Source organism: Massilia antarctica (genome assembly GCF_015689335.1).
Taxonomy (GTDB): domain Bacteria; phylum Pseudomonadota; class Gammaproteobacteria; order Burkholderiales; family Burkholderiaceae_D; genus Telluria_A; species Telluria_A antarctica.
In genome coordinates this window covers 1358935-1382907 of record NZ_CP065053.1, presented here as the reverse complement: position 1 = coordinate 1382907, position 23973 = coordinate 1358935, and the positions used below count along the sequence as shown (strand labels likewise).

The 23973-nt window shown below is 60.4% G+C and carries 19 protein-coding genes and 1 pseudogene; 11 read left to right on the top strand and 9 right to left on the bottom strand.

Annotated features, from left to right (window positions below; genetic code table 11):
- Nucleotides 1-20: 20 nt before the first annotated feature.
- The 4 genes from IV454_RS06240 to IV454_RS06225 all read right to left on the bottom strand — a co-directional run bounded on the left by IV454_RS06240 (nt 21) and on the right by IV454_RS06225 (nt 6485).
- The gene (locus tag IV454_RS06240) at nt 21-2858 is read right to left on the bottom strand and encodes an Hsp70 family protein (protein ID WP_206090755.1); all 2838 of its coding nucleotides are present in this window, start codon (nt 2856-2858) and stop codon (nt 21-23) included.
- 7 nt (nt 2859-2865) lie between these two features.
- Nucleotides 2866-4707 carry an Hsp70 family protein gene (locus IV454_RS06235; RefSeq protein ID WP_206090754.1) on the bottom strand — a complete coding sequence of 614 codons (1842 nt, stop codon included), beginning with the start codon at nt 4705-4707 and terminating at the stop codon, nt 2866-2868.
- On the bottom strand, nt 4704-5312 hold the full coding sequence (locus IV454_RS06230) for a DUF2760 domain-containing protein (RefSeq protein ID WP_206090753.1): 609 nt from the start codon (nt 5310-5312) through the stop codon (nt 4704-4706). The genes IV454_RS06235 and IV454_RS06230 overlap by 4 nt, the downstream gene beginning before the upstream one ends.
- A gap of 258 nt (nt 5313-5570) precedes the next feature.
- The gene (locus IV454_RS06225; RefSeq protein ID WP_206090752.1) at nt 5571-6485 is read right to left on the bottom strand and encodes a hypothetical protein; all 915 of its coding nucleotides are present in this window, start codon (nt 6483-6485) and stop codon (nt 5571-5573) included.
- A 146-nt stretch (nt 6486-6631) separates the two neighbouring features.
- Between IV454_RS06225 and IV454_RS33490 the strand changes: the two genes are divergently transcribed.
- On the top strand, nt 6632-7051 hold the full coding sequence (locus IV454_RS33490; RefSeq protein WP_206090751.1) for a helix-turn-helix domain-containing protein: 420 nt from the start codon (nt 6632-6634) through the stop codon (nt 7049-7051).
- Between the two features lie 39 nt (nt 7052-7090).
- Nucleotides 7091-7687: an IS630 family transposase gene (locus IV454_RS06215; RefSeq protein ID WP_206090750.1), complete on the top strand. Its 597-nt coding sequence runs from the start codon at nt 7091-7093 to the stop codon at nt 7685-7687.
- 169 nt (nt 7688-7856) lie between these two features.
- Here IV454_RS06215 and IV454_RS06210 read toward each other — a convergent pair whose 3' ends face one another.
- The 5 genes from IV454_RS06210 to dnaA all read right to left on the bottom strand — a co-directional run bounded on the left by IV454_RS06210 (nt 7857) and on the right by dnaA (nt 16429).
- On the bottom strand, nt 7857-8894 hold the full coding sequence (locus IV454_RS06210; protein WP_206090749.1) for a DNA cytosine methyltransferase: 1038 nt from the start codon (nt 8892-8894) through the stop codon (nt 7857-7859).
- An 11-nt stretch (nt 8895-8905) separates the two neighbouring features.
- Nucleotides 8906-10699: an ATP-dependent nuclease gene (locus IV454_RS06205; RefSeq protein ID WP_206090748.1), complete on the bottom strand. Its 1794-nt coding sequence runs from the start codon at nt 10697-10699 to the stop codon at nt 8906-8908.
- A gap of 358 nt (nt 10700-11057) precedes the next feature.
- Complete coding sequence (gene gyrB, locus IV454_RS06200; RefSeq protein ID WP_206090747.1) at nt 11058-13550, bottom strand: DNA topoisomerase (ATP-hydrolyzing) subunit B; 2493 nt, start codon at nt 13548-13550, stop codon at nt 11058-11060.
- Between the two features lie 181 nt (nt 13551-13731).
- Nucleotides 13732-14838: a DNA polymerase III subunit beta gene (gene dnaN / locus IV454_RS06195; protein WP_054265133.1), complete on the bottom strand. Its 1107-nt coding sequence runs from the start codon at nt 14836-14838 to the stop codon at nt 13732-13734.
- A gap of 181 nt (nt 14839-15019) precedes the next feature.
- Nucleotides 15020-16429 (bottom strand): chromosomal replication initiator protein DnaA, encoded by a 1410-nt coding sequence (dnaA, locus tag IV454_RS06190; protein ID WP_206090746.1) that lies wholly within the window; start codon nt 16427-16429, stop codon nt 15020-15022.
- A 925-nt stretch (nt 16430-17354) separates the two neighbouring features.
- Here dnaA and rpmH point away from each other — a divergent pair.
- The 9 genes and pseudogenes from rpmH (at nt 17355) to IV454_RS06145 (ending at nt 23945) form a co-directional block, all read left to right on the top strand.
- Nucleotides 17355-17489 (top strand): 50S ribosomal protein L34, encoded by a 135-nt coding sequence (gene rpmH / locus IV454_RS06185; protein WP_010401996.1) that lies wholly within the window; start codon nt 17355-17357, stop codon nt 17487-17489.
- 32 nt (nt 17490-17521) lie between these two features.
- Nucleotides 17522-17887: pseudogene (gene rnpA, locus IV454_RS06180) on the top strand (ribonuclease P protein component); the annotation flags it as partial.
- Between the two features lie 179 nt (nt 17888-18066).
- A complete protein-coding gene (gene yidD / locus IV454_RS06175; protein WP_054265131.1) occupies nt 18067-18327 on the top strand; it encodes a membrane protein insertion efficiency factor YidD in 261 nt (86 codons plus the stop codon).
- Between the two features lie 11 nt (nt 18328-18338).
- Entirely contained in the window at nt 18339-19985 is a 1647-nt protein-coding gene (gene yidC / locus IV454_RS06170; RefSeq protein ID WP_206090744.1) for a membrane protein insertase YidC, read from the top strand.
- A gap of 119 nt (nt 19986-20104) precedes the next feature.
- Nucleotides 20105-21484: a tRNA uridine-5-carboxymethylaminomethyl(34) synthesis GTPase MnmE gene (gene mnmE / locus IV454_RS06165; protein ID WP_167092369.1), complete on the top strand. Its 1380-nt coding sequence runs from the start codon at nt 20105-20107 to the stop codon at nt 21482-21484.
- A gap of 83 nt (nt 21485-21567) precedes the next feature.
- Entirely contained in the window at nt 21568-21837 is a 270-nt protein-coding gene (locus IV454_RS06160; RefSeq protein WP_206090743.1) for a hypothetical protein, read from the top strand.
- A 36-nt stretch (nt 21838-21873) separates the two neighbouring features.
- Entirely contained in the window at nt 21874-22431 is a 558-nt protein-coding gene (gene ybiA, locus IV454_RS06155; RefSeq protein ID WP_206090742.1) for a riboflavin biosynthesis intermediates N-glycosidase, read from the top strand.
- Nucleotides 22432-22538: 107 nt separating this feature from the next.
- The gene (locus IV454_RS06150; protein ID WP_206090741.1) at nt 22539-23054 is read left to right on the top strand and encodes a hypothetical protein; all 516 of its coding nucleotides are present in this window, start codon (nt 22539-22541) and stop codon (nt 23052-23054) included.
- Nucleotides 23055-23159: 105 nt separating this feature from the next.
- Nucleotides 23160-23945 carry an EAL domain-containing protein gene (locus IV454_RS06145; protein ID WP_206090740.1) on the top strand — a complete coding sequence of 262 codons (786 nt, stop codon included), beginning with the start codon at nt 23160-23162 and terminating at the stop codon, nt 23943-23945.
- The last annotated feature ends 28 nt before the right edge of the window (nt 23946-23973 follow it).

Genomic DNA, 23973 nt, shown 5'->3' with positions numbered 1-23973 from the left:
TACGCGTCAAGCCTTGCGTATCAGGCGATGAGCTTCAGTCCCGGCGGCAGCGATTCGCCCAGAATCCAGCGCTCGGTGGCTTGGTCGAGCTGCACGACCCGCTGCACCATGGTGATGGTCGCCGGCGGGGCGTTGATCGCCACCAGCCGTTGCGCGATCCGTTCGCGCAATGCCAGCGGCAAGTCGCGCGAACGGTCATCGGTCATGCGCGCCAGGTGCACGGCGGCAAACGCGGCCGACTCGACCTTCTTCCAGTCGAGCGCCAGGATGGCATCGAGCCAGCCTTCCACCACCTCGGTGGGCACCACGTCGTGCGTGCTGCCGTGGAAAGGCTGGCGCGCGCCGATGCGGCCCAGTGCCCACAGGTAGCGGCTGGCGCTAGTGCTCTCCTTGCCCGGCGTGGCTGGCGTTGCCTCGATGCGCTCCAGCAGCCACCCGCCGATTTCTGCCTTGTAATCGACTGGGATGCGTTCGAGCGAGGCGCCCAGGCGCAGCATGTCGTCGTCGCTGCCGGCCACCACCGTGCCGTTCGTGTCGCCGCCTTCTTTATTGGTTTGCAGATTGAACGCGAAATCATCGAGCAGGCGCAGTTGCTCGGTGGCGCCCAGCCCGCCCGCGACCCTGCGCCACAGGGTCCACCATTCCGCGCGCGCCTGCTTGTCGTCGGCATGGCGCACGCCGGCCTCGAACAGGGTCCACAGCTGCTCCAGGCGCCACTCGTCGAGCGCGTAGCCGAAGCCCGGACGCAGGCAGTAGCCGGCCAGGTTCAGCCACACCCGTTCATGCTCGGGAGAGCGGCGTCGTCCGCGCGCGCGTTGCCACAAGGCGTCGAACAGCTGGCGCAGCAGCGGCGTGTGCCATTGTTCGCGGTCACCCAGCAGTTGCTCCAGTTGCGCGCGCAGCTGCTTGACCTCCTTCGCCGTCACCTGCTGCCCGCTCTTGCCGAAGATGCGGTCGATCTTGTCGATGGCGGCCGTCAGTTGCGGCGATGGCGCGCCGTCGGCTTTGTCGTTCCCGGCCGCCGCGTTGTCGTGCCGCAGGTCGATTTCCAGCAGCCAGCGCTGGCCGGCATCGGTCAAGTTGACGCAGTGCATTTCCAAGGTGCCGACCTCGGTCAGCGCGGTGGCCAGTTGCACGGTGGTTTCCTGTTTGCCGCCCGCCGGCTTGAGTTTGCCGTCGTCCGCGTGCAGCACGGTCGCAATCGGCGGCAGGCGCACGTATTTCGGATCGTCTAGGTCGACCAGTTCGCCGGCCGCGGGCGGTGCATCGGCGCCGTCCGCGTTCGATGTCATCACGTGAAAGCGCACCGGCTGTCCGAGGCGCAAGGCGAAGGTGCGGTCCTTGAGCAGGATTTCACGGCCGGTTTCGCTGCCGCGCGGCAGGATGCAGATGCCGCGTTTCGGCCCTGTGCCGGCCTCGTCGAGCACCAGGAAATAACTGCGCGCCGCGCCGGCATCGATGCGCGGCGCTTGGCCTTGCAGCGACAGGGCATACGCCACCGCGCCACGGGCCACGGCCACGTCCGGATTGTCGTTGTGCAGCAGGCGCAAGGGCGCGCCACGCCAGTTGCCCAAGGTTTCCTGCAAGCGTTCCACCAGCGCGTCGGCGCGGAATACGCCGCCGTTGAGCAGCAAGGTATCGGGCATGGCCGTGCCGTCTTCCTGCGCCGCTTGCAGGGCGCTGGCGTGCTGCTGCAAAAAATCGGCGATGTGACGGGTGACAGCCGGGTCGCGCGCGTACGGCAAGCCGAACTCGACGATACCGGCGCGGCCTTGCTGCACGTGATCGGTGGCCGCCACCAGCGGGAAGAAGCCATCGACGATGATGCTGCCGACTTCGTCGCGCGTCAACGCCACCGAGCGCATGCCGCCGATCATGCGCGAACCGGAACCGAGCAGGGTCACTTGCGCCTGCTCGGGGGCGTCGGCCGCCAGCAATTGTTCCTTGGCGGCGCGGCAGCGTTCCATCAATTGAGAAAGGGCACTGGCGGACAGATGCGCGCGCGGCTGATCCGTGCCCGCCATCTGCGCCATTTTCGCTTCGGTCACATGGGCCAAGGCCAAGTCCATGTTGTCGCCGCCGAGCATCACGTGGTTGCCCACGCCGATGCGCGTCAGTTGCGGCTGGCCATCGTGCAGGTCGACCTTGATGAGACTCAGGTCGGTGGTGCCGCCGCCGACGTCGCACACCAGCACCATGCGCGTGTGCGCCAGTTCACCGGCCAGTTCGCCGCGATGGCGGAACAGCCAGTCGTAGAAGACGGCTTGCGGCTCTTCCAGCAGGCGCAGCTGATGCAGTCCGGCCTGGCGCGCCGCACTCAGGGTCAGCGCGCGCGCGCCTTCGTCGAACGACGCCGGTACCGTCAGCACCAGTTCCTGCTGTTCCAGGGGAGTATCGGGAAACTTGCTGTTCCAGGCTGAGCGCAGGTAAGCCAGATAGCTGGCGCTGGCCGCCACCGGCGACACCTTGGCCACGTCGGGCGCGGCGCCCCACGGCAGGATCGCCGCCAGGCGGTCGACGGCGGTGTGCGACAGCCAGCTTTTGGCGCTGGCCACCATGCGCCCCGGCACTTGCGCACCGAGCCGGCGCGCAAGTTGGCCGATGACGACCGGCGGCGTCTGCGCATGATCTTGCGGCCATGGCAGCCGTATATCGGCCACCGGCAATTCGGCATCAAGCGGGTGGTAGCGCACCGATGGCAGCAGCGGCAACGCCGCGAGCTGGCCCGGCGCCACCAGTTGCTCGATTTCGAACAGGGTGATGGCGGCGCGCCCGTCCGCCTGCGCATCGATGGGCGCGTACGCCACCACGGTATTGGTGGTACCGAGGTCGATGCCGACGATGTACTGGCGCGCCATACGTGCCCTAGCTGTTGCCGCGCACGTCGAACTCCACCTTCCAGCGCTCCTCGCCCTGGACGGCTTGCGCCACCAGTTCCAGGGTGCCGGTATCGGTGGCGACGGCGGCCAGGGTTACCGCGACCACATCGCCAGCCTGGCGGCCTTCGGCAGGCAGGGTAGCCTGGATTTCGCCGACTTCCTGCATCTCGTCCGGCTGCCAGAAGTCGAGCAGGTCGCCCAAGCGGTCCTGGCGCCGTACCGACGAGCCGAAGAAACGCAGGGTGATCGCGTGTCCGACCACCAGGCCGAACTGCTGGGTCTTGAGTTGTGCTTCGATGCCTTCTTCCATGCCGAATGGCGCCACGCAGAGCAGCTGGATCGGCGGCTCGAAACCTGGCACGGCCGGCATCGACGATTCGATGGCGACATAGTAGGCGCGCGCGGTGCCGCCGCGGATGCGGATGCCTTTGCCGCGACGCACGTAACCGTAGTAGGCTGCGCCGCGCGCCACGGCCAGGTCGAGGTCGGCGCCGGTGAGCATGCGCGCAGGTTCCGCGCCTTCCCCAGCCAGCCAGTCGTTGAGGGTGGTGAGGGTGCGTTCGGCCAGGACATCCGACTTGAACACGCCGCCATTGAACAGCACGGCGGTCGGGTGCAGGAAGCTGGCGCCTTCGCTGGTCTTGCCGGCAAAGCCTTCCAGCTCGGCCGTTGCGTTGGTTTGGCGGCTCAGCAGGGCGGCCAGGTGGCGGGTGACGCCGGCATCCTGCGCGTACGGCAAGCCGAGCTGTACCAGGCCGCCGCGCGGACGGCTGACTGGACGCGCCGCCGCTTCCACCTGCGGGAAGAAACCTTCGAGGATGGTGGCGCGTACTTCTTCCTGGGTCAGTTCGGTGCGGATCGAACCGCCGATCAGCTTGGAGCCGCGGCTCGGTACGACGATTGCTTGGGTGGCCAGTTGGGCGTCGCTGAGCAGGTTTTCCTTGGCTGCGCGGCAAGCATAGGCGAGCGCGCGCATTTGCCAGGCATCGAGCTGGGTGCCGCTGGCGGCGACCTTGCGCGCCACCAGATGGGCCAGTGCCAGGTCCATATTGTCGCCGCCGAGCAGGATGTGGTCGCCCACGGCGATGCGGTGCAGTTCCAGGTTGCCTTCGCGTTCCAGGACGGTGACCAGCGAAAAGTCGCTGGTGCCGCCGCCGACGTCGATGACGAGGATGATGTCGCCCGGCTTGGCATCCTTGCGCCAGCGCCCGCCGCTGTTCTGGATCCAGTTGTAGAGCGCGGCTTGCGGCTCTTCCAGCAGGGTCAGGTTGACGTAGCCGGCAGCCTTGGCCGCTTCCACGGTCAGCTCGCGCGCGGCCGGGTCGAACGAGGCGGGAATGGTGACGGTGATGTCCTGCTCGTCGAACGGTGCTTCCGGATGGGCGGCGTTCCACGCGTTGCGCAGGTGCGCCAGGTAGCGGGTGGATGCTTCCAGCGGCGACAGCCTGGTCACTTCCGGGGGCGCGTCGCTCGGCAGGATGGCGGCGCGGCGGTCCACGCCGGGGTGGCACAGCCAGCTCTTGGCGCTCGACACCAGGCGGATCGGCGTTTGGGCGCCGCGCGCGCGGGCGAATTCGCCGACGGCGTAGTCCTGGCTGCTGGTCCATGGCAGGTTGAGCGCGCCGGGGGGCAATTCATCGCCGTGGGGCATGTACAGGAAGGAGGGCAGCAGGTGCGCCTGGCCAACCGCGCCGGCATCGACCAATTGGGGAATGTCGAGCACGCCGTGGGTGGTTTTCTCGCCATCGCTGGCGGTCAGGTCCACATAGGCCAGGGCGCAGTGGGTGGTGCCGAGGTCGATGCCAATCGAAAAGTATGCGTTGCTCACAGTTCCACCTCCGCCTGGGCGAGTACGGTTGCGTCGTGGCCGGCGGCCAGGATGGGCAGGCGGACGTCCGCCGCGCGCCAGCCGCGATGGCTGATGCTGCCGTTGAATGGGGCCTTGCCGACCACGTTGCCGGTCAGGCGTACGGCGCGGGCGTCGAAACCGTCGTTCAGGGTGACGCGGCTGCCTTCGGCTTCGTCGCGCACGGGAACGATGGTGAAGTGTTCGCGCAGCACTTTGGCGCAGCCTTCGTGGACCACGCGCGCGGCGGCGCCGATGTCGGCGTCGGAGAAGCCGCTCAGGTTTTCCTGGGTGAAGTCGATCAGGCGCGCATCGCGCTGGAACAGGGACAGCAGTTGTAGGGCGGTGTCTGGTGTCGGGGCGGCTGGTTTCGGTGCTGGCGCTGGTGCGGCGGCGACCGGGGCGACTGGTACTGGGGCAGGCGTGGGCGCGGGCATGCCATCACGCACGCGCTCGATACGGCTGGCGAAGCCGGCATCCGACAGCGCGCCGAAAAAGGCGCCGAAGGCGATCGGAATGCGGCGCAGGAAAGAAGGCGGGTTGTTGTCCGGGGACGGGTGATTCGAATTCGGCGACGAGTCGATCATCAATTACTCCTGAGTATGCCGGCTGTATGTCGGGCTGATGTGGTTGGCCGGGCTAGTAAGCCGCAGGGCCGGAACCGGGATTGTATGCTGTGCAGGGCTTAAGTTTCTGCTGCGCGGCAGTATAAATCATTTGGTGGGGGAGCTGGACGGGGCGGCCCTGAGCGCTGGCGGCAAAAAGCCGGGCGCGCGGCTCGGCTTTTTGGGGCGTGGCAGGCTGCTGCGCGCGCGGTGGCTGTCTGTGGCGACCGCGTTGTCGGCTTACTTGGTGGCTTCGATACACGCGTTATATTGGGTCAAGCATGGATCGAATTCAAGCCTCCCTGGCATTTCAGCCGGGTTGAGGGCACGGACATCGTCGATGACCTTCTTTTTACAGGCAGCGTAGGCAGTTTTGCACTTGCCGACGGGCGTTGCTTTGGCCAGCGGTTCAATGTCGCGTTGGCCGCACTGGTAATAGTCGGCCTTGCATGCCTTTTTGCCCGCTATGGGGTCTGCCGTTGTATCTGCCGTGGTATTGCACTCGACCCATTTCGACTTGCAATTGATTTTGCCGACGCGCAGTTTCGCATAGCAATCAATGCTCAAGAGTTCCGGAAAGATGGGCGACAGAGCGTCGATGCATGCCTGGACGGCCAGCTTTTTCTCGCCGGCGACGGCTTCGTAGTCGTTCGACCGCCACGCAGCCAGCGCGCGCGGCTTGGAGATGTATTCGCAAGTTCGTCCCGGCCGGTTCGCCCTGCGCAAGAAATTGTCGTCCTTCCCTTCGCCAATCTTCGACACGTTCACGGCGAAGCGCAGCACGTACTCATCGTCCGGCACGGTTCGTGTCGCCGCGTCGTGATAAACCAGATGCCAGCCAAGCGGCGCGACGATGAGGGAATTTTTATAGACGGGAACGTCGCTTGCGTCTTCCGCTGCCAGCAGGTCGCCTATTTTTTTGTCGATTGCCTTGGGAAAATCGCCCAACAGTGGACTGACCAGATTGCGCCGGCTGGACGCATCCGTGATGACGTTGCCATAACACTTGGTGCGGTCGGTGCCGTCCTGGTAGAGCGTGGCGCCATGCTGTGCCTGCGCGATGCCGGCAATGATGCCTGGCATGTTCGAGTTGGCCGCCTTTTCGCGACTCACGATGCGCAATTCGTCCGCCCATTTGTCTTCCTGGATGGTCATGGGGACTGGGTTCTTGGGAGTCTGAGCGCGTTCGTTTGCCGGGACTGGTGCGGTGGGCTCGCCGGCGGACTGGGCGAAGCAGGGGCTAAGTAGTCGCCCAATTTTTGCTGTCAAAGTCGGATTGACCATGCAGCAGGAGTTGAGCGATGAAGCGCTTGGGATTGTCTGAGGACGAGGGACGCACGCTACGCGAGATGGGCATTTTTCACCCCCATCCAAGAACACGGATGCGTGCTCAAGGAGTTTTGCGGTTGAGCCAGGGATTGACACTTCAGCAGACTGCTGACGAGTTCGGCGTGCATTTGAACAGCGTCGAGCAATGGCGCCAGCGCTGGAACAAGCTTGGCTTGGCCGGACTATACGAAGGGCGTCATACCGGCCGAGGAAATGGACGCTCCAACAGCAACAGGGTCTTGGCGAGTTGGCAGACGCGGAAGGTGGCAGCGTGCTCGAACTGCTACGCCAGTTCGAGCAACGCCGGGATCACGCACCGATCAGCGAAAGCACGGCCGTACGGTATCTCAAGGAGATGGATTTCACCTACAAACGCTATCGGTACAGTTTAAAAAAAGCGAAATCAAGAGGCGTTCGAGCGGGCCTGAAAAGTGATCGGCGCGCTGGCCCAGCTTGATCGTGAGCGGCAGTGCGAACTGCTGTATTTCGACGAGTGCGGGTTCAGTCCGAATACTCCTGTTCAGTATGGCTGGAGTAAGATCGGCCAGACACGGGCTGTCGAACCGCTGGCGCATCGGCAGCGAGTCAACATGCTTGGAGTTTTGCGCCATAATGGCCAGTTGACCTGGACTACTCAGCAGCGCCCGACTACACGTGACGATGTCATCGCCTTTTACGAGCAGATTGCGGCGCAGCCGCACTCGGTGCCACGCATCGTCCTGATCGACAATGCTGGGATTCACAAAGGCGAGATTATGGACAAGAAGCGGCGCCAGTGGACCAAGCACGGGTTGTACCTGTACTATTTGCCGCCCTACAGTCCCGAACTTAATCGCATCGAAATCCTGTGGAAGCACGCTAAGCATTTCTGGCGCCGCTTCGTTGCCAAGAACGGGAAAGATCTGCTCGACGAGATTCAATCGTTGATGAGAGATTTCGGCAGCAAGTTCACGATAAATTTGCCTGACTACTTAGCGCGAGTTGTAGGCCTGCCCATTGACAGGCGCACACCTCTTCTTTTTTATTAAGGGAGCGCGAAAATTGTGGAAATATACATTGATAGAGAGTTGCCCATAAGCTGGCAAACTAGCTCGAGCCGAAACAAGTTACGTTATTTTGACTACGAAACATCAATTCACCTTACACCCGTCCTGAAACCAGGTCGTATTAGGGACGAAAATGCGTCACAGGGCGTAATCAGGCTTTACGCTTTCGCACTTCCTTTAAAAAATGCTTGCCGACTGCCAGTGACATTGCAGGGGGAACTGCGTTTCCGATCTGACGTGCCCTCGATGCCAAATTTCCAGCAAACAGATAATTGTCGGGAAACGTCTGAAGCAACGCCGTTTCACGAACACTGAGGGCCCGGTTTTGTTCTGGATGTCCAAATCGACCATTTGAGTAGCTGATGCACCGAGTAGTCAATCCAGATGCCATCTTGTCCCACGCAAGGCGACCATAAACGTCAGAATGCCCAGAGTGCGTCCTATGGCAGTCAAGCTTCAACCCCTCCGGCCATGACTCTCTTCCCCCACCTTCCGGCGTATGCGCTATCCGAAGCAAGTTGAGTTCAGAGAGCTCAGCAGACTGATGGTGCATGTCGCTAGGATGCGTCCCGCCTGCCAATATAGGAGGAAGATGGCCAATCGCGTCCCGCACTGTTGTGTACGGCTTTCCAGATGGTCCGTGGGTCGCGGGTGGGATCGATATAGGGCCGTTTAGTCGCGCAAGCAGTACCAAACGCTTTCTTGTCTGGGGAACTCCAAATGACATTGCTGGTACAACTTGCGACGCAAAGCTGTACCCCAACCTTGAAAGCAACTGATTAAACTTATGAAATGGACCACTCTTGCCGTTAACCTTCTGCATGCCGGGCACGTTCTCAATAAATACATATTCAGGAAGCCAACGTTCCACAAACCTTGAGAACTCCCCCAAAAGGTCCCGGCGGGGGTCCTCGGCACTTTGATTGCGATTTTGCTTTGAAAACGGCTGACATGGTGCGCAGCCACAAAACAAGAGCGGTGATTTGCGCTTCCCGATAAGAGGCGAGAGGACATCTGCATCCATCTCACGGATGTCGCCTAAGAGAAAGGTCGAACGAGGGAAATTTGCTCGAAATGAGTCTGCCGAATCAGGATCAATGTCTAATCCCATCGCGATCTCCATTCCAGCCTGGCCAAGGCCGGAACTAGTCCCCCCGCATCCAGAGAAAAAATCGAAAACCCTAATCACGTTCAATCCGATTACTGTAAAAAACCGTAGAGCGAGTCACGCAACTCAGCGAGCCCGACGTCTTCATCTTTGATCAGCGAGAGCAGACGTCGCTGGGTATGCAAAATCGCGTCACCTTGTATCTCTTCGAAATCCGCGAGCCCCAACTCCTTCCGCGCCAAATCAGCAAAGTTTTTCTTGTAATCGCTGCCTGCGATCCCTTGTTTCGATGCATCAGGTGCGTTGTGCCATACAAATTGCTCAGGCGTCACTCCAGGCATAAAACCCACTCGCGACCGCGACCATCTAATGAAAGTGCGCTGTGCAAGCACACGTTGTTCATTATTCGACTTGCCACCCGTGCCGTCCACGGGAAAATTGACATCCACGCCAGTCGCCTGCTTAATAATCGCGCCCAGTTTATCGTCATCGCCAACCGGGATCTCGTCAGATGCAGGAAACCAATCGCTATGATTTGGCTTTTGATCTCCGTCAAGGAACACAACAACGTCGTCGCGATCTTCAGCGGCGAAGATTGGAATATAAAATGACCATAACGTTTTACAACCGCCTGGGAAGAACGTAACATCGAACAAGTCAAAGATCGCTTGACCAAGAGGCCTAAGGCTTTTTTCAACAATAGATTTGGCCAGTCGATCCTCGACAACCACTCGCTTCTTGCCGGTCGCAGGCTCTCCGAGATGGAAGAATGCCTCTTCCGGCAGTGCCGCTTGCCGAATGACCCCAATTTTTCCACTGACTGGATCCATACCCATCACCTTTATTGCTTGTGGTGGCAAGGTACGAAGTAACGCGGGCGAGTGAGTCGAAATAACAATTTGATGCTTGTGCTTCTTTGCTTGCTCAGATAAAAACGTCATGAGGCGGTCTTGGGCACCAGGGTGAAGCGATACTTCCGGTTCATCGAGAAGGATGAGAGTGCGGGGTTCGCATTTCATGACAGTGGCGACCAGCTTGACGATGGAAAACTCACCGCTCCCCGCAAATGCTTCCGTATAGCTGAAGTCAGCAGTCCGCATTCGAGCTGTGTAGCCATCCGCATTATAAAAGCGATGTCGGATCAGTCTAATCTCGCTGTATTGCCGACCCAAGATTCTCGACACCGCAGCTAACTCCTCAGCGTTTAGCAAAGTGTTCTCGCTGTTGACAATACGATCACTTTTTCGGTACGAAAGCGTAGTAAGCCCTTGATCTGCGGCGCGCTTCAAGTGGGGCGCTCGGGCACGAATAAAATCCTTCTTATCTTTCTGCGTATTACTTTTATCGCGAAGCTCGCCGTAGTAGAAAAACTTGTCAAAAGCGCTTAATGATGCTCGGAAATCAACATACTCCATCTTTTTCTTGATTGGATTCCAACGCGTCTTGCCGGCTCCAGGAGGAGGCGTCCCAACACGCGGGATCATTTCCATTTCATATTTCGCGTAGGGACGCGACGGCTCCCAATAGTCTGGGTCCTCGTCTTTTTTTATTCGAATCTTCAGCACCTCGGTAACACGCTTTGCGTCTTGGTTGAAGTGCCCATATATGAAGCAGTTGCGCTCACCGTCACCTTCCTCAATGGGATCAATTGAAGTGGAGAACCAAAGCATCCCCAAGTTCGAATAGTCTGGCACACCGTATAGTGCTCGCAGGACTGAACTTTTGTTCGTACCGTTCGCCCCAACAATCACCGTGATCGGATGATTGAACTCGATCCGTGTGTTAGGAGCAAGATTCTTGTATTTTGGAAAACGGATATGAGTAATAAACGGTTCGAACTGTTTCGCCACGTGCATTTGACTCAGCTGTTGTTGTAAGGAAGACATTGTTTGCCTCGGTGTCGGATACTCAATGTTACAGCATTTGTGAATCCATAACAAAAGCGAGTTTCTTAGTGATATTTATTTCATTCATGACGTTTTCAAAACGTCAGCTCCCACTTAGGTTTCCGGTTCTGACCGAGCAGAACATCACGGACGAACGCACTGGCCTAGGATTTATGCCGCGGTCCGCACAAAACTAACCTCATCCCGTCCTATTGACTAATTGAAGAGAATCGTTAAGTCGTTGTTGTCTTACTCAGCGGCCTAACGCAAGAGGCCCATGCATCGCTGCACGGGCCTCCTCATTTTTTGCCAGATTAAGGTTCCCAAACTGCCGGTTTTTGAGCCCACCTACACGAGTTTATGCGTCGATATTCCCCGCCCGCAGCGCGTTCGACTCAATGAAATTCCTGCGCGGCTCAACCTCATCACCCATCAAGGTAGTGAAAATCTGATCCGCCGCAATCGCATCATCAATCTGCACTTTCAGCAAACGGCGCACGGTCGGGTCCATCGTGGTTTCCCACAGCTGTTCCGGATTCATCTCCCCCAGCCCTTTGTAGCGCTGCTTGCTGACCGTGCGCTCGGCTTCGTCGCGCAGCCATTGCATCGCGTGGTGGAAGTCGTCAACCGCCGTTTCCTTCATGCGCTCGCCTTCGCCGCGGCGGATAAACGCGCCTTCGCCGATCAATCCCTGGAACGTCGCCGCTGCATTCGCCAAGGTCGAGTAATCGGCACCCTGCACAAAATCGGCATCGATCGAGCTGACCTGGATATTGCCGTGGTGCATACGTTCGATGCGCAGCGCGTGTTTTTCGCTCAGGTCGTCGGAACGTACGCTCACCTTGACGGCTTTGTCGTCGATCATCTTCTCCATCGCGGCGGCCGATACGCCGGCGCTTTCCAGCGTCTCCAGATCCAGGGTCACGCCGGTCATGATGGCGGTCAGCGCGGCGCGGTCGATCACGCGCGTCAGGCGCATCATGATCGCGTTTGCCAGGTTGAACTGGCGTACCAGTTCGGCCAGCGGTTCGCCGGAAATAGGCTCGCCACCGTCGCGCGGGGTCAGCACGGCGGTATTTAACGCCACCGTCATCATGTAGCTCGCTTCTTCCACGTCATCCTTGAGATAACGCTCGTCGCGGCCCGCCTTGACCTTGTACAGCGGCGGTTGGGCGATATAGATATGGCCTCGTTCCACCAGTTGCGGCATCTGGCGATAGAACAGGGTCAGCAGCAGGGTGCGGATGTGGGCGCCGTCAACGTCCGCATCGGTCATGATAATGATGCGGTGATAACGCAGCTTGTCGACGTTGAATTCGTCCGGTCCGATCGAAGTACCCAGGGTCGCGATCAGGGTCGTGATCTGTTCCGACGACAGCATCTTTTCAAAGCGCGCCTTTTCCACGTTCAGCACTTTACCGCGCAGCGGCAAAATGGCCTGGAATTTACGGTCGCGCCCTTGTTTTGCCGAGCCACCCGCCGAATCACCCTCGACGATGTACAGTTCGCACAAGGCCGGGTCTTTTTCCTGGCAATCGGCCAGCTTGGCCGACAGGCCCAAGCCATCCATGATGCCTTTGCGGCGGGTCAGGTCGCGTGCCTTGCGCGCCGCTTCGCGCGCACGCGCCGCTTCCACGATTTTGCCGCAGATGATCTTGGCGTCGTTCGGCTTTTCCATCAGGTAGTCGTTCAAGGTCTTGGCGACGATTTCCTCGACCGGGCCGCGCACTTCGCTCGATACCAGCTTGTCCTTGGTCTGCGAGCTGAATTTCGGCTCCGGCACTTTGACCGACAGCACGCAGGTCAGGCCTTCGCGCATATCGTCGCCGCTGATTTCAACCTTGGCTTTCTTGGCGAAATCGTGCTCGTCGATATATTTGTTGATCACGCGCGTCATCGCGGCGCGCAGGCCGGTCAGGTGGGTGCCGCCGTCGCGCTGCGGGATGTTATTGGTGAAGCACAGTACCTGTTCGTTGTAGGCGTCGTTCCATTGCATGGAGACGTCGACGCTAATATTGGTGCCCTGGTCCGACAGGCGTTCGCCGGTAGCCTGGAACACGGTCGGGTGCAGCACCGTCTTGGCTTTGTTGATGTATTCGACGAAGCCGCGTGTGCCGCCCTCGAACGCAAAAATCTCTTCCTTGCCGGTGCGCTGGTCGGTCAGTTTGATATTGACGCCGTTATTCAGGAACGACAGTTCGCGAATGCGTTTGGCCAGGATTTCGTAGTGGAATTCGACGTGCGTGAAAATCTCTTCGTCGGCCCAGAAGTGGACGTCGGTGCCGCGCTTGTCGGTTTCGCCGATGACTTTGATCGGCGATACAGCCACGCCGTCGATCATCTCGATCAGGCGGTTCTGCGGCACGCCGCGCACGAATTCCATGTAATGGACTTTGCCGTCGCGGCGGATGGTCAGCTTGAGCAGTTTCGACAGGCCGTTCACGCAGGACACGCCCACGCCGTGCAGGCCGCCCGAGACTTTATACGAGTTCTGGTCGAACTTGCCGCCGGCGTGCAGCTCGGTCATCACGATTTCGGCGGCACTGCGCTTTGGTTCGTGCTTGTCGTCGAATTTGAGGCCGGTCGGTACGCCGCGGCCATTATCGGTGATCGAAATCGAATTGTCGGAGTGGATCGTGACGTGGATTTCGGTGCAGTGACCCGCCAGCGATTCGTCGATTGAGTTGTCCAGCACTTCGAACACCAGGTGGTGCAGGCCGGTGCCGTCCGAGGTGTCGCCAATGTACATGCCGGGGCGCTTGCGCACCGCTTCCAGACCTTCGAGGATCTGGATTGAGGAGGCTCCGTATTCTTCGATCTTGGCGGGGATTGCTGGTGTGTTCTCGGACATGGACTGCTTTCTCAAAAAACGATGTATCGGGTGCTAAATGTGGAAACTAATCACTCGTGGTTCCCGCACCAAGGTGGCACTCGGCGGGAACCCAAGTTATATGCGTCGCAGGTATCGCTGCGAACTTGGGTTCCCGCCTGCGCGGGAACGACGGGTTTAGGTTCCCGGTATTGCTTGCTGCTTAAATCCGCATCGGCATGACAACGTACTTGAAGTCCGCGTTGTCAGGAATCGAAATCAGCGCCGACGAATTCGAGTCGCCCAGCGCGATGTTGATCTGGTCGCACTTCAAGTTGTTCAACACGTCCAGCAGATAGGTGACGTTGAAACCGATGTCGACACTGTCGCCGCCGTAGTCGATTTCCAGTTCTTCGACCGCTTCTTCCTGGTCCGCATTGGTCGAGCTGATCTTCATGCTGCCCGGGCTGATGATGCAGCGTACGCCCTTGAACTTGTCGCTGGTCATGATCGCCGCGCGTTGCAAAGAACGCAGCAGCTCATCGCGGCCGATCGTGAAGTCGTTCTTGTAGCCCTTCGGAATCACACGCGTGTAATCCGGGAACTTGCCTTCCACCAGCTTCGAAACCAGCTCGATATCGGCGAAGGTCAGCTTGACTTGCGACGTCGAAATGTCCAGCTGGACCGTCTCGTCGCTTTCTTCCAGCAAACGCTGCAATTCGATAATCGTCTTGCGCGGAATGATGACTTCCTGGCGCGTGAATTCCTGCTCGGTCTCGACCTGGCAAAACGCCAGGCGGTGGCCGTCGGTCGCCACGGCGATCACGTTGCGGCCATCCAAGACCAGCAGCAGGCCGTTCAGGTAGTAACGGATATCCTGTTGCGCCATCGAAAAGTGCACCATGTTGAACAGGTGCTTGAGCGTTTTCTGCGGCAGGGTGACCGTGGCGTTGTAGGTGTCCGCGACCGAGACGGTCGGAAATTCTTCCGCCGCCAGGGTTTGCAGCGCGAAGCGCGATTTGCCGGTCTGCACCGTCAGGCGCTTGTTCAGCAAGGTCATCGTGACGTCGCCCGATTCGGGCAGGGCGCGCAAAATATCCAGCAGCTTGCGCGCGGCCACGGTGGTACCGGCCACATCGGCTCCCGAACCGATGCTGGCGTGCGTCGTGATCTGGACCTCGGTGTCCGTCGACAGGAATGAGACGTTTTCGCCGTCCTTGCGGATGAGGATATTGGCCAGAATCGGCATAGTGTGCCGACGCTCGACAATACCGCTCACGATCTGCAGTGGCCGGAGAAGGGTATCTCGGGTGGTTTTGACCAATTGCATAGTAATCCTCGGTAGAGTTGTCAGAAATATACTGTATGGCCCGCTATGCTGTGCCGCCACGTCTGCCGCCCCCGGCAAGCGCATTTGCCTTGAGGCTGACAACGCAACAACAGGGCCACGGTAACCTTGCTGCTAATGCTATATTTTGCCAGAAATTGCCGTCCGCACATTAATTCAGGCTTTAACCCTTCAAAGTCTGTTCAAGGACGTGCAGCTCGTGGTTGCACTCCGCATTCTTGGTGCGGTCGAGTGCGATCTTGCGCACTGCGTGCAGCACCGTGGTGTGGTCGCGTCCGCCGAACAGTTCGCCGATTTCCGGCAAGCTCTTCTGCGTCAATTCCTTGGCCAGGTACATCGCGATCTGGCGCGGCCGCGCGATGTTGGCCGGGCGGCGCTTGGAGTACATGTCGGCCACTTTAATGCTGAAGAAATCGGCCACCGTTTTCTGGATGTTTTCCACCGAGATCTGGCGGTTCTGTACCGACAGCAAATCCTTCAGCGCTTCTTTCACCACGTCGATGGTGATGTCCTTGCCGTGGAAGCGCGAGTACGCCAGGATCTTGCGCAGCGCGCCTTCGAGCTCGCGCACGTTCGAGCGCAGGTGCTTGGCGACAAAAAAGGCCACGTCGTCCGAAAACGTCACCCCTTCCGACTGGGCTTTTTTCAGCAGGATCGCCACGCGCATTTCCAGCTCCGGCGGCTCGATGGCCACCGTCAGGCCGGAATCGAAACGCGAGATCAGGCGGTCGTCCATGCCGGTGATTTCTTTTGGATACGTGTCGCTGGTGATGATGATCTGCTTCTTCGCGGCGATCAGCGCCTCGAAGGCATAGAAAAACTCTTCCTGGGTACGGCTCTTGCCGCCGAAGAATTGAATATCATCGATCAGCAGCATGTCCAAGGAGTGGTAGTAATGCTTGAAGTCGTCGAAGCCCTTGCGTTGGTAGGCGGTGACAACGTCGCGCACATACTGTTCCGCGTGGATGTAGCGGATCTTGGCGCCCGGCTGGTCGGCCATGACCTGATTGCCGATCGCGTGGATCAGGTGGGTTTTACCCAGGCCCACGCCGCCGTAGAAGAACAGCGGGTTGTAGCTCACACCGGGATTGTTGGCCACCTGGATCGCGGCGGCGCGCGCCAGCTGGTTGGCCTTACCGGTGACGAAACTGTCGAAGGTCAGGTCGGTGTTGACCCTGCTCTGTTCGCGGCGCGGCGAATTTCCGATGTTGAACATTTCCGGCGCAGCCGGATTGTCCGCAGGGCCGTTGCCGGGACCGGTGTTGATGGTGCCGGGCAGCGGGCCGTCGTTCGGGGCCGGATGGGGCGCGACCGGTTTCTTCGGCAGCGCGTTACGCGGGTCGAGCACGAACTGCACTTCCGTCGGCGCTTCCCAGTACTGGGAGGCGAGGGCGGTGATGCGGTTGGCGAACTGCGACTTCACCCAGTCCAGCTTGAAGCGGTTCGGTGCTGCGATGCGCAACTTGCCGTCCTCGTAATCGAGGGCAACCAGCGGTTTGATCCACGCACTGAATTGTTGCGGCGTCAGCTCCAGTTCCAACTGCGCGGAACAGGTCTGCCAAAAATTTTCCATGAATCTTCTGTCTGAATAAGGTGTGGAGGGGCGGTTCGATGATGCTTCGCTAGCGCATGCGTTGCGAGCGGTTCGCCACACGTAACACGCTATTCTACCCGCGAAGGCCAGAGTTATCCACAGGCACGCCGCTTATTTTCGGTGCGGGGGCGACGTGGCAGAGGGGAAATAGAGGAAAGGCAAGTTGTCGTAAATTTACGTCGATTGGGTATTCGGAACCCGTATCCCGCACCGGCCGCACGCGCTATCCCTTACGTCGTTCCCGCGCAGGCGGGAACCCAAGTTCGTCGAGCCGCCTGTGACTGCGCTACGAAATTGGGTTCCCGCCTCTCGAGGAACTAGCATTTTGCCGCTACGTTAAGCAGCTTTGCGACCACAAACCTCGAAACCGTCGCTCCCGCGCAGGCGGGAGCCCATAGCACCTTCGATATCCAACTGTGCTATGGATTCCCGCCTGCGCGGGAAAGACGGAGCGTAAGTTAGCGCCATTTGGAACTGGTCTCGCATTTGCCTGGTTCCAAGAGATTTGAGGAGTTTCCTTGAAACTGGACACTGCGCGGGAACGACGGGCTAGTGGCGGGAACGACGGTGGGGGGAAGCGAGGGGTGGGGGCGCGGGAGCGACGGAAGTGGAACTGTGCTTCCCACCCCACATTCCCCCGCCAAAAACACCGCCGCCCAGTCTCCAAACCACAGCCTTCCTTGACAAAGGCCAGCGAAATGAGTTCTAATCCAAGGTTCCCCGCCCGTACTCCGTGCAAATGAGTCAGTTTCTTGTGACTTGTAGCTGTGGCTTAGCGGGTAAATATGAGTATTTTTGCTATGGCGTGTCGCTGGCTTAACATCTGCGAAATGTCATTGGCGCCTAAAACTGACGGGACGTCAGACCCGATTTTGCATTTTATTTTGCTTTAAGCGAGACCACCATGAAACGTACTTACCAACCTTCCGTCGTTCGTCGCAAGCGTACGCACGGCTTCCGTGCACGTATGGCTACCCGTGGCGGTCGCGATGTGCTCAATGCACGCCGCGCCAAGGGTCGCAAACGCCTGGCTGTATAACTCTGGCACTTACTGCCCGATCGCGGTTGGCTATGGCTAGCGAAGGTTCACACGACTTCGCGCGCGTTCGGCGTATCGTTAAAACGGATGAATTTTCATCCGTTTTTCGTTTGCGCCCTGCCCAAAAGACAGCCCACTTCGTGCTCTACACCCGCTCGAACGACTTGCCGCATGCGCGGCTCGGCGTGGTCGTGGCCAAGCGCTTTGCGCCCCGTGCCGTCACCCGCAATACGATCAAGCGCGTGACGCGCGAGCTGTTTCGCATGGCACCGCTGCCGCCCGTCGATTGCATCGTGCGCCTGGCGCGCCCGGTCAATACCAAGCAAGGCCCGGCCACCACCGCCGCGCTCAAGGCGATCCTGCGCGCTGAAATCGCGCGCCTGTTTTCGTCGCAGGCGCCACGTGGCGCGTCGTCCGGTGCGTCACATAGTGTGCCGCGCGATCCGGCGCCCGATGGGACGCCCGATGGGACGCCCGATGGGACGCCCGATGGGACGCCCGATGGGACGCCCGATGGGACGCCCGATGGGACGCCCGATGGGACGCCCGATGGGACGCCCGTGCCGAAAGCCTCACCATGAATACCCTGCTCGTCTGGTTATTGCGTGGCTATCAGCTGATGTTATCCCCGATGCTGGGGCAGCGCTGCCGCTTTTACCCGACCTGCTCCAATTATGCGATCGAAGCCATCCGCACCCACGGCGCCGCCCGCGGCAGCTTGCTGGCCGCGCGCCGTGTGTGCCGCTGTCATCCGTGGGATGATGGCGGATTCGATCCGGTGCCGCCCGCGCACCCGAAGAATTCTTCTACAGCCGCTTGCGGCTGCAACCACTCCTGACCAATACCTCAATGGAAATCAATAAACGTACTATCCTGTGGATCGTGTTTTCCGTATCGCTGGTGGTTCTCTGGAACAACTGGATGGTATCGAACGGCAAACAGTCCATGTTTTCCGCCACGCCGCCTGCGCGGACGGCCACGGTCGCCAACCCGGCACCAGGCATCGCCGCGCCGAACGCCGCCGGCGTGCCTGGCGCCGCCGCGCCGGCTCCCTTCCAGAACGAAACGATCACCATGACGACCGATGTCATGAAAGTCGACATCGATACCGCCGGTGGCGTGATCAAGCGTCTTGAATTGCTCAAGTTCAAGAATGCCCACGACAAGACCAAGAACCAGGTCCTGTTTGATGTGACGCCGAACGGCATGTATGTCGCCCAGACCGGCCTGCTCAGCAATGTCACCGGCCTGACCCTGCCGACCAAGGACACGGGCTTCGTCGCCAAGTCCGGCCCGCGCGCGCTCGACGGCGCCAATGAAATCCAGCTCGTGCTCGAAGCCGAGCAGGGCGGCGTCAAGCTGACCAAGACCTTCACCTTCAAGCGCGGCGATTACCTGATCGGCATGCGTCACGACGTGGCCAACGTGGGCACCGTTCCGGTCAACCCGTCGCTGTACCTGCAGTTGCTGCACCACGGTAACAAGCCGGAGGGCGAGTCCTACTTCAATTCCAGCTACACCGGCCCGACGATGTACACCCCGGCCGATCACTATCAAAAGCTGAAGTTCGACACCATCGAGAAAAAAGGCCATGCCGAGCACGCCACCAAGGCGGACGACGGCTGGGTTGCCATTTCGCAGCACTATTTTGTCTCGGCTTTCCTGCCACCGGCAAACATGCAGCGTGAAATTTTCACCAAGAAAGATGGCCCGAACCTGTACGCCATCGGTACCATCATGCCGCTGGGTAGCATTGCGCCGGGCAAGAGCGTGAGCAACGAAGCCAGGCTGTATTCCGGTCCGCAGGATGAAAACAAGCTGGCAACGATCGCGCCAGGGCTGGAACTGGTCAAGGATTATGGTTTCCTGACCATCATCGCGCGCCCGATTTTCTGGGTCATGGACCACATTCACGACCTGCTGGGCAACTGGGGCTGGACCATCATCGCCTTCACCATCCTGATCAAGCTGCTGTTTTTCCCGCTGTCGGCTGCTGGCTACAAGAGCATGGCGCGCATCAAGGTGGTCACGCCGAAGATGCAAGCCATCCGCGAAAAGTACAAAGGCGACCCGGCCAAGATGAACCAGGCCACGATGGAGCTGTACAAGACCGAAAAAATCAACCCGTTGGGCGGCTGCCTGCCGATCATGGTCCAGATGCCGGTCTTTATCTCCCTGTACTGGGTGTTGCAGGCGTCCGCCGAAATGCGCGGCGCCCCGTGGGTAGGCTGGATCACCGACCTGACCGCGCCGGATCCTTTCTTCATTCTGCCGGTGCTGTACGCGATCTCGATGTTCATCACGACCAAGCTGAACCCGGCCCCGGCCGATCCGATGCAGGCCAAGATGATGCTGTTCATGCCGCTGGCGTTCTCGGTCATGTTCCTGTTCTTCCCATCCGGCCTGGTGCTGTACTGGGTGGTGAACAATATCTTGTCGATCGCCCAGCAGTGGGTCATCACCAAGAAATTCGAAGACGCCTCGGCCAAGAAATAAGCACTCGTTCGCAACGCGACCTCACAAAAAGCCCGTGTTTCCCACGGGCTTTTTTGTTGTCCGCGCGCGGCAACGCAATGCCGCCGGCTTGTTGCGGCAATTAAATTACAATCACATATATGAAACTCGATACTTCCCCCATCGCCGCGATCGCCACCGCACCGGGCCGCGGCGGCATCGGCGTGGTGCGCGCTTCCGGCAAATCCCTGGCGCCGCTGCTGGCCGCGCTCTTTCCGGACGTCACCCTGAGCCCGCGCCGCGCGACTTATATTCCTTTCAAGCAGGCCGACGGCGCCGTGATCGACCAGGGCATCGCCCTGTATTTCAAGGGCCCGCGCTCATACACCGGCGAAGACGTGCTCGAACTGCAGGGACACGGAGGTCCCATCGTGCTGCAGATGCTGCTGGCGCGCGTGCTCGAAGCGGGCGCGGAATCCGGCCTGCGCCTGGCCGAGCCCGGCGAATTCACGCGCCGCGCCTACCTCAACGACAAGCTCGACCTGGCCCAGGCCGAAGCCGTCGCCGACCTGATCGACGCCTCCACCGAGGCGGCCGCCAAATCGGCCACGCAATCGCTCTCCGGCGCCTTTTCCAAGACCATCAATACCCTGGTCGAGCAAACCATCGGCCTGCGCATGCTGGTCGAAGCGACCCTCGATTTCCCGGAAGAAGAAATCGACTTCCTCGAAAAGTCCGACGCGCGCGGCCAGCTGGCCGTGATCGTGGCGTCCCTGGAACGCGTGTTCCAGCAGGCAGCCCAGGGCGCGCTGCTGCGCGAAGGGCTCAACGTGGTGCTGGTCGGCCAGCCCAACGTGGGTAAGTCTTCACTTCTCAATGCCCTGGCCGGGGCCGACGTAGCCATCGTCACGCCGATCGCCGGCACCACGCGCGACAAGGTCAGCGAAACCATCCAGATCGAAGGCATTCCGCTCAACATCATCGACACCGCCGGCATCCGCACCATCGACGACGCCGTCGACGTGGTCGAGCGCATCGGCATCGAGCGCACCTGGGGGGAAGTGGCCAAGGCCGACGTCATCCTGCACCTGCTCGACGCCGACTTGGGGCCGACCCGGGCCGACGACGGCATCGTCGCCGCCTTTCCGGCCGGCGTGCCGGTGCTGCGCGTGTGGAACAAGATCGACCTGTCGGGCCACAAGCCCTCGGTCAACCCGACCGAGGAAGCGACCAATATCTACCTCTCGGCGCACGAGCACGTGGGCATGGACTTGCTGCGCGCCGAACTGTTACGCATCGCCGGCTGGCAGCAGACTGGCGAATCGCTGTTCCTGGCGCGCGAGCGCCACCTGATCGCCTTGCGCTCGGCGCACAAGCACCTGGCGCTGGCGGGCGAGCATGCCGCCCAAAACGACCAGTCGCTCGACCTGTTCGCCGAGGAATTGCGGCTGGCGCAGGCGCAGCTGTCGAGCATCACCGGCCAGTTTTCGTCGGACGATTTGCTGGGCGTGATTTTCAGCCGCTTTTGCATCGGGAAATAGGCCATGGATCGCTGCTCCGTTCCGGAGCATGAGCAAACCACGATGCCGCACCATCGCCGCCCACGCTCGCACACGGGCACGCCATGACACCGCAGGCGCACGATGGCACGATCGGCCTGGTCACGCTCCTGTGCATCGGCAGCTTTGTGTTTTACCTGTGCGGTCCCTTGGCCGTGCTGGGGTTTCTGTACCTGTGCGTGCTGGCGATGTTGATGGGCGCTCTGTGGAGCGCCGCTTTCCCGATGGGGAAAATCGTGTGCATCGTCGCCCTCCCGCCGATCTTGCTGGTCTATTGCCTGCCCAAAACCTTGCGACACGCGGTGAATGCGTTGCCGGCCGCAAGCGCGCCGTGAATTTCAATGATCTCCCCTCACCAAAAGGCTCCTGCCATGGCGCTACCCCACACCCTCGATGAACTGCGCAGCCGTTTCAACGCAGGCGAAGCGTTTTCGTTCCTGCAGTTCTGGGGCCACACGCCGTCCAAAAACGGCCAGGTCACACGCAGCTGCTTGAGCCAGTGGTACGAAGCGCCGTTCGAGCTCGACGGCGACCCTTATCCCACCGCCGAGCACTTCATGATGGCAGCCAAGGCGCGCCTGTTCAAGGACGAGGCCACCCGCGCCCAGGTGCTGGCCGCGCCCACCCCCGGCGCCGCCAAGGCGCTCGGCCGCGGCGTTGCCGGGTTCGTCGATACCGACTGGCTGGCGCACCGTGTCGAGATCGTTTGCCGCGCCAACGTCGCCAAATTCGGACAACACCCGGCCCTGCGCGACTTCCTCATCGGTACCGGCGAGCACGTGCTGGTGGAAGCCAGTCCGGTCGACCGCATCTGGGGCACCGGCCTGGCCGCGGACGATCCCCGTTCGGAAGACCCGAACCAGTGGCAAGGTCCGAACCTGCTCGGATTCGCCCTGATGGAGGCGCGCCGCCAGTTGCAACAGGCATGAGGCGGCCCCTGGTCTCGTGAAGCACGGATCGCTTATCGCTATGGCAATGAAATCGAGATTGCTATAATGCACAGTGGATCGACACGATGACAATTGAAGGGATGTGTATGAAGAAGTATGTTCGCGCGGCAGCCATGTTGCTGGTGCAACTGGCAGCCTTGCCTGCCATGGCCGCGCCTGAGATGTCCACGCCGATCTGCGAGATTTTGCCTGCCGCCACCATCGCAGCGCTGATCGGCATGCCGGTGGACAGCAAGGAGTCCAGCAAAGGCATGTTCTCGGACGCATGTGTATTCAAGACCTCGGCGGGCAAGCAAGGCCCGTCCATGTTTATTATCGAGCACTATACAAAGCCGCTGCCGCCCGGCGCCGAAAAAGACATGGTGATGACGACGCCGACCAGCCAGATTCTCCCGCTCGAGGGCCTGGGCGACGCGGCGTGGATGAATAGCTACACCAGCGAATTGCTGATGCGACGCGGCGACACCGTGCACAAAGTGATCGCGCGCGCAGTCGAGTGCGAAAAGCTGGCCGCCGAGTCCTACGACGAGCAGGACGTGCGCTGCACCGCCAAGCGGGTCGGCATCCTGAAACAGACGGCGGCGGCGATCCTCGCGCGCTGATCCGGCCGCATGCCAGGGCAGTGCGGGTGTCGCGCACGGTGCGCGCATGAGTCCGCTCATTTGATATAGTGGTCCATTCTCCGCGTTTTCAGGAGTGGACGCACGATGATCCCCATTTGCCCCGCCGACGATGCCCACCGCGAGCCGGTTCCCGCTTGCGTGCAATGCAGAAATAACGACGAACTCGATTTCGATTTCGACTACGCCTACCAGCCCATCATTCACCTGCGCCAGCGCGCCATTTATGCGCACGAGGCGCTGGTGCGCGGCCCCAACGGCGAATCGGCGTATTCGGTGCTCTCCAGGGTCAACGACACTAACCGCTACATGTTCGACCAGGCTTGCCGGGTGCGGGCGATTCGCGGCGCGGCCGAACTGGGCATCGCCGAGCTGCTGTCGATTAACTTCCTGCCAAATGCCGTGTACCGGCCCGAAGCCTGCATCCGCAGCACCTTCGCTGCGGCGCGGGAATATGGGTTTCCGATCGAGCGGATCATCTTCGAGGTCACCGAAAGCGAACAGGTGATGGACCGGCCGCACCTCGTCAATATCTTCGAGGAGTACCGCCGCTTCGGTTTCCGCACCGCCATCGACGATTTCGGCGCCGGTTATGCCGGTTTGAACCTGCTGTCCGAATTCCAGCCCGATATCATCAAGATCGACATGCAACTGGTGCGCGATATCGATACCAGCCCGGCCAAGCAAGCCATCGTGTCCGGCATCGTGGGCATCTGCGCCAGCCTGAAGATCGCGGTGCTGGCCGAAGGCATCGAAACGCCGGCGGAGCGCGATGTGCTGCGCGATGCCGGCGTGGACCTGATGCAGGGCTATCTGTTCTGCAAGCCCGCCTTCCGCGCGATCGGCGTGGTCGATCCGGGGTCCTGGAAATAAATCCAAAAATAGTTCAAACAGTTGTCGA